Origin of the sequence: Spirosoma endbachense (assembly GCF_010233585.1) — a bacterium.
Classification (GTDB): Bacteria; Bacteroidota; Bacteroidia; order Cytophagales; family Spirosomataceae; genus Spirosoma; species Spirosoma endbachense.
In genome coordinates this window covers 10056091-10070165 of sequence record NZ_CP045997.1, presented here as the reverse complement: position 1 = coordinate 10070165, position 14075 = coordinate 10056091, and the positions used below count along the sequence as shown (strand labels likewise).

Annotated in this window: 10 protein-coding genes; all 10 read left to right on the top strand. The window is 48.4% G+C overall.

Translation table 11 applies throughout. The features are described from left to right. Positions 1-103 precede the first annotated feature (103 nt). The 10 genes from GJR95_RS40575 (at position 104) to GJR95_RS40530 (ending at position 14052) form a co-directional block, all read left to right on the top strand. Positions 104-2218: an OmpA family protein gene (locus GJR95_RS40575; RefSeq protein ID WP_162391313.1), complete on the top strand. Its 2115-nt coding sequence runs from the start codon at positions 104-106 to the stop codon at positions 2216-2218. A 30-nt stretch (positions 2219-2248) separates the two neighbouring features. Then, positions 2249-4042, top strand: coding sequence for a glycosyltransferase family 39 protein (locus GJR95_RS40570; RefSeq protein WP_162391312.1), 1794 nt, complete (start codon positions 2249-2251; stop codon positions 4040-4042). An 8-nt stretch (positions 4043-4050) separates the two neighbouring features. After that, positions 4051-4890, top strand: a complete 840-nt coding sequence (locus GJR95_RS40565; protein WP_162392042.1) for a transketolase — start codon at positions 4051-4053, stop codon at positions 4888-4890. A gap of 86 nt (positions 4891-4976) precedes the next feature. Continuing rightward, positions 4977-6977, top strand: coding sequence for an NAD-dependent epimerase/dehydratase family protein (locus GJR95_RS40560; RefSeq protein WP_162391311.1), 2001 nt, complete (start codon positions 4977-4979; stop codon positions 6975-6977). 7 nt (positions 6978-6984) lie between these two features. Further along, positions 6985-7392: a hypothetical protein gene (locus GJR95_RS40555; protein ID WP_162391310.1), complete on the top strand. Its 408-nt coding sequence runs from the start codon at positions 6985-6987 to the stop codon at positions 7390-7392. Beyond that, positions 7392-8300 (top strand): transketolase family protein, encoded by a 909-nt coding sequence (locus GJR95_RS40550; protein ID WP_162391309.1) that lies wholly within the window; start codon positions 7392-7394, stop codon positions 8298-8300. Before GJR95_RS40555 ends, GJR95_RS40550 begins: the two co-directional genes overlap by 1 nt. Before the next feature lie 77 nt (positions 8301-8377). After that, complete coding sequence (locus GJR95_RS40545) at positions 8378-10180, top strand: hypothetical protein (RefSeq protein ID WP_162391308.1); 1803 nt, start codon at positions 8378-8380, stop codon at positions 10178-10180. Positions 10181-10247: 67 nt separating this feature from the next. Continuing rightward, positions 10248-11414, top strand: coding sequence for an acyltransferase family protein (locus GJR95_RS40540; protein WP_162391307.1), 1167 nt, complete (start codon positions 10248-10250; stop codon positions 11412-11414). A gap of 403 nt (positions 11415-11817) precedes the next feature. Beyond that, on the top strand, positions 11818-12579 hold the full coding sequence (locus GJR95_RS40535; protein WP_162391306.1) for a glycosyltransferase family 2 protein: 762 nt from the start codon (positions 11818-11820) through the stop codon (positions 12577-12579). Positions 12580-12660: 81 nt separating this feature from the next. Beyond that, positions 12661-14052, top strand: a complete 1392-nt coding sequence (locus GJR95_RS40530; protein ID WP_162391305.1) for a protoporphyrinogen/coproporphyrinogen oxidase — start codon at positions 12661-12663, stop codon at positions 14050-14052. The last annotated feature ends 23 nt before the right edge of the window (positions 14053-14075 follow it).

Genomic DNA, 14075 nt, shown 5'->3' with positions numbered 1-14075 from the left:
TTACCACACACAATCTAAATTAGTAATTTAGAGTTAAAGGGTTGATGTTCGTTAGAAATAGACCCTCCGTACGAACGATGTTCTGCTTACCTTTTCATAGTTTATGCGAGTTTGGAGCATCTTATCAGGCTTATTGATAATGATGGCCGGTGCGGTCAGCCCAGCGCAACCAGCCGGGCCTCGTTCGACCGAGCCACAACGACGTACCAACGACCAGCCCGGACCTCAGGGGCAGAATGCAACTCAGGTTCAGTGGGCTAGCCGTGTTATTGGCTTTTCGTCCGAAAAGAAAGGAGAGACTAGTGGCGAACAATACAGAGCGTCGCAGGCTCTGGGAAAACCCAATAAACTACCCCAGCTTGGTGAAAGCCCCTCCGCTTGGGCGCCCAAGGGCGCCGATGGCACTGCCGATGAGTGGATTCAGGTTGCCTTTGAGAAGCCAAGTACGATTCGGCAAATCGTTATTGGCGAAAATGTGAATCCAGGCGCTATTGTGCAGGTACTGATCATTGACGGCCAAAAGAAAGAACATCAGGTCTATAAAAATAGCAATCCAGCTCCCCGACAGGATCCATTACTCCGGATTATGCTGAAAGATTCGGCAGTTGTGGGCGATCAGATAAAGGTTGTACTCAATGGTTCTTCCGTACCGGGCATAAACCAGATCGATGCCATCGGTATCTCAGAAGATACAAAACCAATTGCGGTTGGCATAAATGTTTCGAAAGACATCCCCAAGGAAATAGTAAAGGAAAATCTGGGCAAAACGGTCAATTCGCCAGGGCAGGAAGTTGCCCCCGTAATTGCACCTGATGGCCGAACGCTCTATTTTACCCGGAATTTCAACAAAGCCAATATGGGCGGTTCCGACCGGCAGGACGTGTGGTTCTCCACGCTGGAATCAGGCGCTTCGGGAAATCCTCCCGGTTGGAGTGAAGCGGTAAATATTGGTGCTCCCATCAATAACACCGGCGATAATGCCATCAGCGGTCTCTCGCCCGATGGTCGTACGGCCTATCTCATCAATGTATACCGCCCTGACGGAGGCTTGTCGTTCGGTATCTCCAGATCGACAAAAACCCGGCAAGGATGGTCGCAGCCCGTCGAATGTAAAATTGCCAACAACTATAATCTGCACGAAAAAAATCAGTTGGAGTTCTGCGTCTCTCCCGACGGGAAAGCGATCATTCTGGCAGTACAGCGAAAAGACACCCGTGGAAACCGCGACTTGTACGTTGCGCTGCAACAGGCTGACAAAAACTGGTCGGAACCGGTCTCGCTGGGTCCCGTTGTGAACACAGCCGACTTCGAAAGTTCGCCTTTTCTGGCGGTCGATGGCCGGACACTCTATTTTACGTCGGCCGGGCATCCGGGCTATGGCAATGGTGATATTTTTGTAACACGCCGACTCGATGATACGTGGAGCAATTGGAGCGAACCCGAAAATCTGGGGTCGGGTATCAACACACCTGAATGGGACGGCTATTTTACCATTCCCGCTTCCGGCGATTTTGCCTATCTGAGTTCACGGGCGGGGTCTCTGGGCGAAGATGATATTTTTCGGCTCAAACTGTATCCTGCCATCAAGCCAGACCCGGTTGCCATCATATCGGGTCAGGTGCTGGACTCAAAGAGCAGAAAACCAGTAGCTTCGGAAGTAATTTCCGGTCTGGCCGACGAAAACAAAGAGACGGCAAAAGCCGATTATGACCCCGAAACGGGCGAATACAAACTGATTCTGCCCACGCAGAAGATCTATACGATTAAAGCCATCAAAGAGGGTTATTTCCCAACTACCGAAACCCTTGATCTTAGTAAAGACAAGCGATTCCGTGATATCAAACGGAACCTGATACTGGTTAAGATTGAAGCTGGTCAGAAAATAACCATGCGCGAGGTGCTGTTTGAACAGAGTCAGTTCAACTTACTACCGGGCGCCAACAGTGAACTGGACCGGATGGCCGATATGCTGACTCAATACCCCAATATGGAAATTCTGATCGAGGGGCATACTGACAATCAGGGAGATTGGGAACCAAATATGAAGCTTTCTGCCGACCGGGTTCGGGTAGTAAAAGAATACTTGATTGGTAAAGGAATTGCGGAGGCCCGCATCCAGACGAAGGCCTGGGGACCCAGCAAACCAATAGCCAGCAACGAAACCGAAGAGAAGCGCAAACAGAACCGGCGAGTAGAATTCACTATTCTCAAGCTGTGAGAACTGAGATTTTGCGCTAGTTTTGCTGCAATGTTCACCCCATCATCGCGTACAACGCTAGTTTTACTGAGTGCCCTGCTTATACTGGCATTGGCACTTCGTTTATACCGTGTCGGTACATACGGTATTTATTTTGACGAAAAATCGACGCTGCTCATTAGCCAGGGCGTTTGCCTTGAAGGATTTAATCAGAAGGACGTTTTCAGCAAAACGTATTTCACTCCGGCCGAATTCTGGAAACCGAAGACTTTCAATGACTTCATCGAAGCCAACATCCGGGGCGATATTGGCAATAGCCCGGCCTATTATGGTGTGCTCTGGCTCTGGATGGAAGTGTTTGGGTTGAGTGATACTTCCCTGCGAATGCCCTCGGTCATTTTCAGCACCCTGATCGTATGGCTTCTCTTTGTCTTTGTTCGACGGCACTTCCGGTCCGACTCAATGGCGCTTATTAGTGCGGGTATTGCGGCCATTGAGCCATTCTTTGTTGCCTACAGCCACATTGCCCGTAATTATTCCATGACGTTTTTCCTGACGTTACTGGGTACTCATCTGTTCCTGCTGATCATGGAGCGGGTGCGTTCGAGCCCTCCGTCTGGCAGCAAAACGCCATCGTTACCCGTCCTCTATCTTGCTTACGGGCTGGTATTCGTAACATCGGTTCTATCCCATTATTTAACCGTGACGGTCTTTCTCTGTCACGGCCTATACGCGCTTCTTTATCTGCGCAATACACGAGCCTGGGTAACATTGGGGCTGACCAGCGCGATTGGACTGGGACTGGTTTCGCTTTGGTTTATTTATGGTGGCGGAAAATACACGTTCTTTACACTGAACTATCAGGCCAGTTTCTATAAGAACATTGCCCTGACGAATCCGTATAAATCCGGCTTCGGAATTATTCTACCCGCCACGATTCCGAATATCGCCGTTCGGGCCGTACCTATTTTTTCCGATCTGTTTATCATTACCAATGGCATGGTTGCCGTTCTGGTCAGCATTCGAAATTCAATGCTGGCGCTAGGGTTAGGGGTTGTTTCAACGGTTATTATTCACCGATACATAACGGTAGCGAAGCCGCCGGTCTGGGTATATGCAGCGGTTGCGTTCCTGTTTCTGGTGGGCCTCCCATTCTATTCGGTCGAACCGCTTCGCCTGCTGGTACTGTCTGCTGTTGTGCCGTTCGTGTACTTAATCGGCCGGTATGTTGTAGATCGTACGAATGCCGACCAGAAACGGCTGGTTGTGATTTTACTGCTGCTGGCTTTTGTACCAACGTTGTTTCTGTTATTTATGGCCTGGCGATCAGGGCATACGTTCGGCATTACGCAGCGTTACTCAGGGTTTTCGTTTCCTTACGTTTGTATTCTGATAGCGATGGGCCTGCGCCAGCTGGTCACGCTCCGTTGGTGGTTTAGCCTGCCAATTGCCATTGCATTGCTCATCCAGACAGGAAATATTGTTCAGCTCCTGGTCGATATTTACGCCGACGAAGCGCCGAAATACACGTATTTTGACAAAGCCCGCATTCCTAATCCCTATTGGTCATCGGCTCAAAAACTGAAAGAGTTGTATACGCCAGGCGATACGATTCTGTATCCGAATAAAAAACGGCAGATTTTTTCCGAGAAAATGGATCGAACGTACTCGCCCGTAGCCTTGTTAGATGCCCAATTGGTAAACGTTTATTTACCTCAGGATGCCGCTTATATCCAGCGCATCGATCCCAACGATCGTGACCGTATAGTATTAGTTAAGGGGCGTTCTGGCGAAAAAATTACTATTTTTGACTTCAAAGGCTCTACCTATCGCTACGGCGAGTAGGCAAATACCTGAATCAACCGACTACGACATTGACAACAGAAGCCACCGACTTTCAAACGCTTCAGGGCCAGCTCCGGCTAAAAATTCTGAGTCTTTACAACCAGGCTCACGCAGGTCATATTGGCTGTTCATTGAGTTGCGTAGACCTGATGATAGCCGCACTGATCATGCGCAAACGCCAGCAGGACTCGTTTCTACTCTCGAAAGGTCATGCAGCAGCCTCGCTTTATGCCTGTCTGAATCACCTCGGCGAGATTTCCGACGATGTACTGGCAACTTATTACAAAAACGGGACAACGCTGCCCGCTCACCCAGCTCCCAATAAACACGATGGAATTCCGTTCGCAACAGGCTCGCTAGGTCACGGTTTGCCCATAGGGTCGGGCATTGCTCAGGCGGGTAAGTTACTCGGTGAAGATTCGCGGGTATATGTGCTGATGTCTGATGGTGAAACCAACGAAGGGACAACCTGGGAAGCCGCCCATTTCGCCGTTCAGCGCGGCCTGGATAATCTGGTGGTGCTGATCGATAAAAACGGTTTGCAGGGATTCGATCAAACGGCCAATGTTCTGGGGGATACTGCCGATATCCGTACCTGGGCTGCCATGGGATTTGACACAGTTGAAGTAGATGGCCATGATGTGCAGGCAATCCTGACAACCCTCGACCAACTGACCGCTGTTTCAAATGGTAAACCCAAAGTTGTGATCGCCAAAACCGTGAAAGGCAAAGGCGTATCTTACATGGAAAACCGGCTCGAATGGCATTACCTACCCATGACGCCTGCTCAGTATGAACAGGCTCATGCAGAAGTTACTGAGCGGTATTTGTCCGTTCAGGTAGCCTAAAGTAGTTGCCGATTCCGTTGCCGTTGGCTATAAAACTGCGTTTCAATACGACACATCCACCCTTTTGCCGTAATATTGCGGCCTGAATGAATCAGTCTGCCCCCATTTTGCTACCAGAAAAAATCGCCCGACTGCAGGGCCCTATCGTTGTTTTCGGAGCCAGTGGCTTCATTGGCGCGAATCTGTTTGAACAGTTATTTCGCGTACGTAAAGATGTTTTCGCTCTTACGCACGACGCAACAAAAGCCTGGAGGCTAAAACTGCTCGATGTCCCGGCCGAAAATATTGTCCACTGCGACATTCTGTCAAATACCTCCGTACAGGACGTCTTTGGGAAAATCAAACCCAAAACGATCTTTAATCTGGCGGCTTATGGTGCTTACAGTAAACAGAAAAATGTAGGGCTGACGTACGAAACCAATGTACTGGGTACAGTAAACATTCTGGAAAACTGCTCGACCGACATGGTTTACATTCATGCCGGAAGCAGTTCAGAGTATGGGTTCAACTGCACAGCCCCCAAAGAAACCGATCCTGTAGAACCTAACAGCCATTATGCCGTTTCGAAAGTATCGGCGGCTTATACGCTCGACTATTACGCCAAAGTACACAACCTTAACACCCTTAACTTACGGCTTTACTCGATTTATGGTGGCTGGGAAGAGCCCGATCGGCTCATTCCGCGACTGATCGAAGAAGCTCGTCAGAGCAAATTACCCCCGCTGGTTTCGCCTGATATTAGCCGCGATTTCGTGTATGTAGATGACTGCGTCGACGCCTTTGTGCAAGCTGCATTACGGGTCAATAAGGCAATAAGCGGCCGGTCGTATAACATCGCTACGGGTCAGAAAACGACCATGCGGGAGCTGGTCGATGAGGCCCGGCAAACCTTTGGCCTTAAGCTGGAACCGGTTTGGGGTAGTATGAACAACCGCAACTGGGACCTTGCCGACTGGTATGGCGATCCAACAGCGGCTGAGGCTGATCTTGGCTGGAAAGCATCCACTACGCTCAGCGACGGTCTGCGTCAAACTGCCGACTGGCAGATTTCACATGACTACGAAAGTCGCGTAATTCCAGCGTTCAACACACCAACGCTCAATCCGGTCATCTCACCAATTATTGCCTGTTATAAAGACGCGCAGGCCATTCCGTTTATGTATGAACGGCTGGTTAAAACCTTCAATGAAATGAAGGTGCGCTACGAAATTATTTTCGTCAACGATAATTCACCCGACAATACCGACGAAGTACTGGACGTAATTTGCGCCAAAGATCCGAACGTAATTGCCATTAAGCACTCGCGTAATTTCGGGTCGCAATCGGCCTTCCTGAGTGGAATGGAAATTGCTACCGGCGACTCGGTGGTGCTCATGGATGGTGATTTACAGGACCCGCCCGAAGTCATTCCGAAGTTTTACGAAAAATGGCAGCAGGGCTTCGACGTGGTTTATGGCGTTCGGGTGCAGCGCGAAATGGCTCCTCACGTTCATTTCTTCTACAAGCAGTTTTACCGGCTGTTTCGGAAAACGGCCTATATCAATATTCCGGTTGATGCGGGCGACTTTTCGATGATCGATCGGAAGGTAGTTCGTGAACTGGTCAATCTGCCCGAAACCGAACAGTTTCTGCGCGGATTGCGGGCCTGGGTAGGCTTCAAACAAACCGGGGTTGATTACGTTCGGCCCGAACGCATGTTTGGCGTATCGACCAACAACTGGACGAAGAACATCTGGTGGGCAAAAAAAGCCATTTTCTCGTTCAGTTTTGCTCCACTTGAGTTAATGACCTACGCGGGATTTGTGCTAACGGGCCTGTCTGTTCTGGGTATTCTGTGGCAGATATTGGCTAAATTCGTATTTTTCCCTGAAACCCCGGCGGGCATATCGACCGTTATCATTCTGGTGATGTTCTTCGGTGGGATCAATCTGCTTGGCATTTCGTTTCTGGGTGAATACATCAGCAAGATTTTTGAGGAAACGAAAAAACGGCCGAAGTTTATTCGCACAATGGTTCGTAAGGGCCAGCGGGTCTACAAAACAGCCGCTGAAATCAGCACGCTGGTTGAGCAACGGAAAAGTAAGTAAAGCGTTTATGAAAACGATTATCTGTGCTTTTCTGGCAATAGTTGTCGGTAGCTGTATTTCGCCAAGCGATTATTCTGGTCGAGACTCTATCGATATATACATTGAAAATCAAACAGGAACCGATCTTATTTCTGTCAAAGTCTTTGTAGTACAGAGCACTCAGATAAATGGTAAATACCAAAATACCCGAATCGATTCCGGTCAAATCGGCACTATTGCTAACATGAAAACAGCAAAAGGGACTTTGTTTGAGAACAAAATTTTGGGTATTGATGGATCATATCAAATGACAGCTTTGGGTAAGAATGGAAAAAGCTATTCTTATCAATTTGGATATTTAACCAATGGCGCTTTTTTAGAAACGGCTCAATATTTAACCGTAAAAAAAGACACCATTTTAACAAGACGCTTGTAATGCGAAACGAATTCTCAGCCGCTGTCGAGCGTATTGCACGTGACGACGAAAAAGTGGTTTTTATTACCGGTGATTTGGGATATAATGCCCTCGAAAACGTTGTAGAAGCCTTAGGCCCCCGTTTCATCAACGCAGGTGTGGCTGAGCAAAATATGATCGGTGTGGCAGCCGGAATGGCTTACAAAGGCTATAAAGTGTTTTGTTATAGTATTGCCCCATTTGCCGTTTATCGGTGTCTGGAGCAATTTCGCAACGATGTTTGCCTGCACAACATGCCCGTTTTTATTGTCGGGAATGGGGGCGGTTATGGCTATGGCATTATGGGCAGCACCCACCACGCGATAGAAGATCTGGCGTGTCTGAGCAGTCTACAGAACGTAAATACATACATTCCAGCCTTCGCTGACGAGGTCGCTCCGATGCTTGACCAGATTATTGCGGAAAGCCGACCGGCCTATCTGCGTCTGGGTGCAGGTCCTAAAACCCCTGACGGAGCCGAAAAACTTGGCACCTTCAAACACATCGTTCATAGCAAAGCATCCATCGGAAATGTGGTTGCGCTGGGCCCGGTTGCTGCCAATGTGCTGACAGCCTTACAGGATGAGTTGCTGGTGGGTCAGTTTGATGTCTATACGGCAACCAACCTACCGCTCGATCTGCCTTCAAGCCTTGCGCATCGCTGGGCCGGGAAACCATTGCTGGTCGTTGAAGAACATGTGTCCATTGGCGGACTGGCCCAACAGCTTTCGGTTAAATTACTGACCGACGGAGCAGCACCAAGCCATTTTGTAAGTCTGTCGGCCCAGGGCTATCCGAACGGACTTTATGGGGATCAAAAATACCATCAGCAATTGTCGGGCCTTGATCCAGCCAATATTGCCCGGCAGTTGGCTTCGTTTACGAATTAAACTAATTTACAGTAGTCTGTTTACAATGCTGCATCTTAGAACGAACCGAATGAAGTACGCCTAAAATCAAAATCCCGTTGCCAACCTTACAATACAACCCTGAAACCCGTCTGACATCGGCCCCACCACGGTCGACCGGCTGGTTATTGGGTAGTATGGGCGTGGCAATTCCGGTTATTTTATTCCTGGCTGTCTGGAGTTATTATGCCGTTAACGTACCCAAATGGGACGACCACGCCCTCCGGGCGTTCCTGTATTATTTCGATCAGGAAACAACGGTTTCGGGTAAGCTATACCAGCTTTTTCGGCAGCATAACGAGCATCGGATTGTCTTTGACCGCTTCGTGGCCCTTCTCGACTTTCAGGTATTCGGGAAGCTGAATTTCCGGCATCTGATGGCCATTGGAAATTTGAGTTTAGTAGGCTTACTGGTCGTATTTATCGGCGTTCTGCGTCGCGAAAGTCGCTCCATTCTGTATGCCATTCCAGTTGCCTTACTGATTTTCAACCTCTCTCACTGGGAAAATATGTTCTGGGGAATGGCTGCCTTGCAGAATTTCTCCGTCGTACTTTGGGTTGTGCTGGCATTTTATGGAATTACATACGGCAACCGTTGGGGATGGGCTATAACCTCGGCCATTCTGGCTACACTCACTAGTGGCAATGGTTTACTGGTCTGGCCCATTGGGTTGATTTTGCTGTTACTACGCACCAGCGATCCAGCGACCTTTAAATCCAGAAATTATACAAAGAAACGAGCATTCTTACCGGTAGCCATCTGGATTTTCAGTGCCTTGCTTGTACTTGGCCTGTATTTCGCCGATTATGAGAAACCGGAAGGCAATCCTCCATTACGCGGCTCAGCCGTCGATTTAATTAAGGGCTGGCTGGCCTTCATCGGTGCTGCTGCCGAAGCATTACCCGTTAAATCTGCCCTGAACGCCAGTATATTGCTGGGAGCTTTAATGGTCATGTCAATAGTCGGAATTATGGGTTGGCAATTGTTGACCCATCGCCTGGCAATCAGCCGGACGATCCGAGGACTGTTCAGTTCCCGACCAGCTATTTCTGGTGCCGGGATACCAGCCAGTGCACTGTTTTTTTGGGGAAGTGCGCTTTTCGTATTAGGAACAGCAGCCGTAGTTGCCTGGACCCGAACCGGCTTTGGACTTGACCTGATCATTACAAGCCGTTATAAAATTTATTCATTAACGTTACTGGCGCTTTTATACGTCTATATCGCCGTTGCCATAAATCAGCGAGCCGAGAGTTGGGTGGTATTGAGTGGCTTAGTAGGGAGTTTTCTGTTTAACTGGTTTGCCTACCTTACGTTTCTGGATGATTCAATCTGGTTTCGGCACTGGCAAACGACGAACCAGTTTAACTGGACTTATACCACGAATCGCCCAGTTCGGGCACTCGACCCGGTTACTCTGCACTATAGCGATCCAGCACCAGCGTTTTATGATTCAGTTCTGAAAACTCTATTTGACTCCGCGCAATCGCCGGTTATACCGTTAACGATCACCAAAGCTCCGTATGGGTACGCTGTTCAGACAAGTACCACCGAAGCAACAGGTTTACCATCAGATCAGACATTCGGACGCGATGCTGGCAGTTATCTGCTGATTCGGTCGCCCAATCGATCGTATTTATTCCCGGCCTGGCAGAATCAACGGTCGCTACTTAAGGCGCGTTTTTTGCCCGGTAATCTCTTTTCGCCCGGATTTAAAGCCGATGTCTGGCAGAGTGCGCTGGAAGCCGGTACTTATCAATTATTTGTCGTAACCATTTCGACCGGCAATCAGTGTAAGGTGTATCCAACCAATCAGCTTATCACATCAGCCGGTCAGCCGAAGGATATTAAGAAGAACTGGTAACTGGACCAATAGAGCACTGCTCTAGCTCCAGTCACCCAATGACCACATTTACCCAATTACCAAAGTCATGCAAACAAATGCGCCAATGACCGCTACTGCTGCCCGACCGGCTCTAAATCACCTTCGACAATTAGATGGTGTGCGGTTTCTGGCTGTCGCACTGGTACTGTTCGACCACTGGATGGCCGGGCGCATCGAGTTGCCGCTCGGCGCTTTGGGCGTCACTATTTTCTTTGTGTTGAGTGGTTTCCTGATTACACGTATTCTACTGTCGAGCAAGGATAAACTGAAAGATAAACCGAACGGCGGTTTAGGTAAATACCTCAAAATCTTTTACATCCGCCGAACAATACGCATTTTCCCAATTTACTACCTGGTCCTGTTCGTGCTCTATGCGGTCAATGAGCCACCCGTTCGCCAGACGTTTGGCTGGTTGGCTCTGTATGCAACGAACCTGTATATGGCCTATTATTCGGTATGGATGGGCACTGTCGATCACCTGTGGTCATTGGCGGTGGAGGAGCAGTTCTATTTGTTTTTCCCCCTGCTGCTTTTTTTCGTCCCGCGCCGATGGGTTCCGTTAACAGCTGCGCTTATGATTGTAGGGGCAGTTGCCATGCGTTACGTGCTCTATCGGGCTCGGCTACCGTGGTTTATTGGCTATGTAACTATGCCTTCCTGTCTGGATTCGTTCGGATTGGGTACAATTATGGCCTTCTGGTGGCTTTATCAGCGTGAGCGATTCCAGCAGGTCTTTCAGAATTCGGCCTGGATCTGGATTAGTATTCTGTTGTTTGCAACGGTGGTCATTTATACGAAAATCTTACCAGCCATTCCTGACCCACAGGGATGGAGCGGACACCATAATATCATGTCCGACGTATGGGAACGACTGGCGGCCTCACTCATTGGCTTTTTCCTGATTGGTCGGGCGGTGCTGGGCTTCGGCGGACCAATGAAGTGGCTGCTCGAAAATCCGGTGAGTCAGTACATGGGTAAAATCAGTTATGGGCTTTATCTATACCATAACTTCGTGTTTAACGTCTATCATACTCGGCCAACTCACTTCACCATGCGAGCCTGGCGACGTATTACGGACATTTTACCGTTTTTAAATAGCTCTTATTTTTTCCCGTTTTGCTTCTACCTATCACTAACGCTCCTGATCGCAACCCTGTCGTGGTATTTGGTTGAGAGACCGATCAATAATTTGAAGGATCGGTTTTCGTATTGATCATTTGCCTGTCCCTATGCACCTCAGGAGCAATTTAATGAAAGCATTGCCAAAGAGTTGGATGCACCCGGCGAATCGGCGAATAACTGCCCGTGTAATCAGTAGTCAACAGACTATCCAATTTATGCTACCGTTAAAATAAATCGATAGCAACCATAGTAGTCCTATCGACTCTGCTGAGCTGCTTTGTGACTGTACTTGTGTTAATAATTATGAATCGATACGAATTAATCCTTCCCGCTCAATAAAGTCCTATTCAGTTTAAAGAACCACCCACAACAATTGCCTATATTTGCGCGGTTTTAGATCTGTACACCATTTGCGTCGCGGCTACCTATTTGCTCGGCGTTTTGGTGGACCGGCCCAAACGGCCCACCTATTACGAACTCCATAGATACGCTGCATGAGCATACTGCTGTCAATTGTAATGCCCGCTTACAACGAAGAAGAAGTGATTGAGGTCGTTGTCAAGCAATGGACTGATTTACTGACCCGTCAGTTTCCAACCGAAAACACCAGGTTAATCGTTATTAACGATGGCTCGCGTGATAATACCGGCGCAATTCTGGATCAGATCAAGAGTAAGTACCCTAAATTAATGGTTGTTCATCAGCCGAATGGAGGCCACGGCAACGCCGTTGTGAATGGCTACCGGCAAGCTGTTGCGCTGGATTCTGAATACATATTTCAGACGGACAGTGATGACCAGTTCGTTACCGACGATTTCGTAAAACTCTGGGCGAAACGCAGTGAATCACCATTTATTCTGGGGTATCGCGAAGAACGGTTCGATGCATTTGCCCGGTTGATTATTACCCGTATTTTGCGGCTAAGTATAGCGTTCATCTACGGAACCTATATCATGGACAGCAATATTCCGTTCCGTCTCATTCGGGGTAATTTCCTGAAAAAACTGCTGGCTCAGCTACCAACACCAACGCCATTTGCCCCGAATATTTTTCTGGCTGTGATGGCAAAAAAAGCAGGATTCAACACGTTTGATATTCCGATCACGCACAAAGAACGCCAAACCGGCACGGTATCCATCCTGAAATGGAAGCTATTGAAGGTCTGTATTCAGAGCTTCAAAGAACTGGCTAAATTCCGCCTTGAACTGGGTGGAAAAGTCAAAGCACTCAAAAAGCCAGAACCAGTTGCCGCCTAGATTGATATAGGATCTATGATGGAGCATAAATGATTCGATACCATACAGTCTGCAACATAGATCACACTTCCGATTCAACTTATGAACTATAAATATGTCATTATTGGCTCAGGGCCAACGGGTCTCGGAGCTGCCTATCGCCTGAAAGAGTTAGGTATTACCGACTTCATCATTTTAGAAAAAGAGAACCGGATTGGCGGGTTGTCGAAAAGTTTTGTCGATGAGAAAGGGTTTACGTGGGACGTAGGTGGTCACGTACAGTTTTCTCACTACAAATACTTCGATGATCTGATGCTGAAGGCACTGGGCGAAGATGGCTGGCTGAGTCATCAGCGGGAATCCTGGGTCTGGATCGAAAATCGCTTCGTTCCGTATCCGTTCCAGAATAATATTAAATACCTTTCTCCCGAAACCATGTGGAAATGCCTCGAAGGCATTATTCACAATTATAAGTTTCCAACCAACCAAAAGCCGGCCAATTTCCGTGAATGGATTCTGGCAACCTTTGGGTCCGGTCTGGCCGAAACATTCATGTTTCCCTATAACTTCAAAGTCTGGGCGTATCCGCCGGAAGACATGAACGCGGTTTGGGTAGGCGAACGGGTAGCTGTAACGGATTTGCAACGCGTCACGAAAAATATCATTTTCAATCAGGATGATTTTTCGTGGGGGCCGAACAGTACGTTCAAATTTCCGAAACACGGTGGAACAGGTGGCATTTGGGAAGCTGTCGGTGATCTCCTGGGCCGTGAATACGTGAAACTGAACACAACGGTCGAAAAAGTTATTGGACCCGAGAAAAAAATCATTCTGGCCAGCGGAGAAGAAATTCAGTACGAATACCTGCTGAATACGATGCCCCTTGATCTCTTTACACAACGGGTTGAAGGGCTGGATTCTGATACCATACAAACGGCCCAGGGTCTCAAGCATTCGTCGACCAACGTAGTGGGCATTGGTTTGAAAGGGAAGCCAAAAGAAAGCCTGAAAACAATGTGCTGGATGTATTTTCCTGAATACAACAGCCCCTACTACCGCGTAACGGTGTTTTCAAATTATAGCCCCAACAACGTTCCAGACATCACCCAGAACTGGTCGTTGATGACTGAAACCAGTGAATCGGCGGCCAAACCCGTTAACCGTGAGACCCTGGTCAACGATACGATTCGGGCCTTACTGGAAGATCAGCTCATTGAATCGGCCGACGATGTGATTTCGACATTCCACATGGCGTTTGATTATGGCTATCCGACACCGTCCGTTGAACGGGATGGCATTCTGAAAGCTGTTTTGCCAAAACTGGAGCCATTCGGGATCTATTCAAGGGGTCGATTCGGCGCCTGGAAATACGAAGTCAGTAATCAGGATCATTCCCTGATGCAGGGTGTTGAATGGGCCAATCGTGTGGCGGCTAATGTGCCTGAAGTAACGATGCCTTTCCCCGAAACAGCAAACGCAATGTGGGGTAAATAGTAACCGGTGAATAAGTTGGTAAG

What these genes read in the sequence shown, in the direction of transcription:
- GJR95_RS40570 (WP_162391312.1), top strand. Translation starts at nt 2,249, where the DNA reads ATGTTCACCCCATCATCGCGTACAACGCTAGTTTTACTGAGTGCCCTG.
- GJR95_RS40540 (WP_162391307.1), top strand. Translation starts at nt 10,248, where the DNA reads ATGCAAACAAATGCGCCAATGACCGCTACTGCTGCCCGACCGGCTCTA.
- GJR95_RS40550 (WP_162391309.1), top strand. Translation starts at nt 7,392, where the DNA reads ATGCGAAACGAATTCTCAGCCGCTGTCGAGCGTATTGCACGTGACGAC.
- GJR95_RS40555 (WP_162391310.1), top strand. Translation starts at nt 6,985, where the DNA reads ATGAAAACGATTATCTGTGCTTTTCTGGCAATAGTTGTCGGTAGCTGT.
- GJR95_RS40535 (WP_162391306.1), top strand. Translation starts at nt 11,818, where the DNA reads ATGAGCATACTGCTGTCAATTGTAATGCCCGCTTACAACGAAGAAGAA.
- GJR95_RS40560 (WP_162391311.1), top strand. Translation starts at nt 4,977, where the DNA reads ATGAATCAGTCTGCCCCCATTTTGCTACCAGAAAAAATCGCCCGACTG.
- GJR95_RS40530 (WP_162391305.1), top strand. Translation starts at nt 12,661, where the DNA reads ATGAACTATAAATATGTCATTATTGGCTCAGGGCCAACGGGTCTCGGA.
- GJR95_RS40575 (WP_162391313.1), top strand. Translation starts at nt 104, where the DNA reads ATGCGAGTTTGGAGCATCTTATCAGGCTTATTGATAATGATGGCCGGT.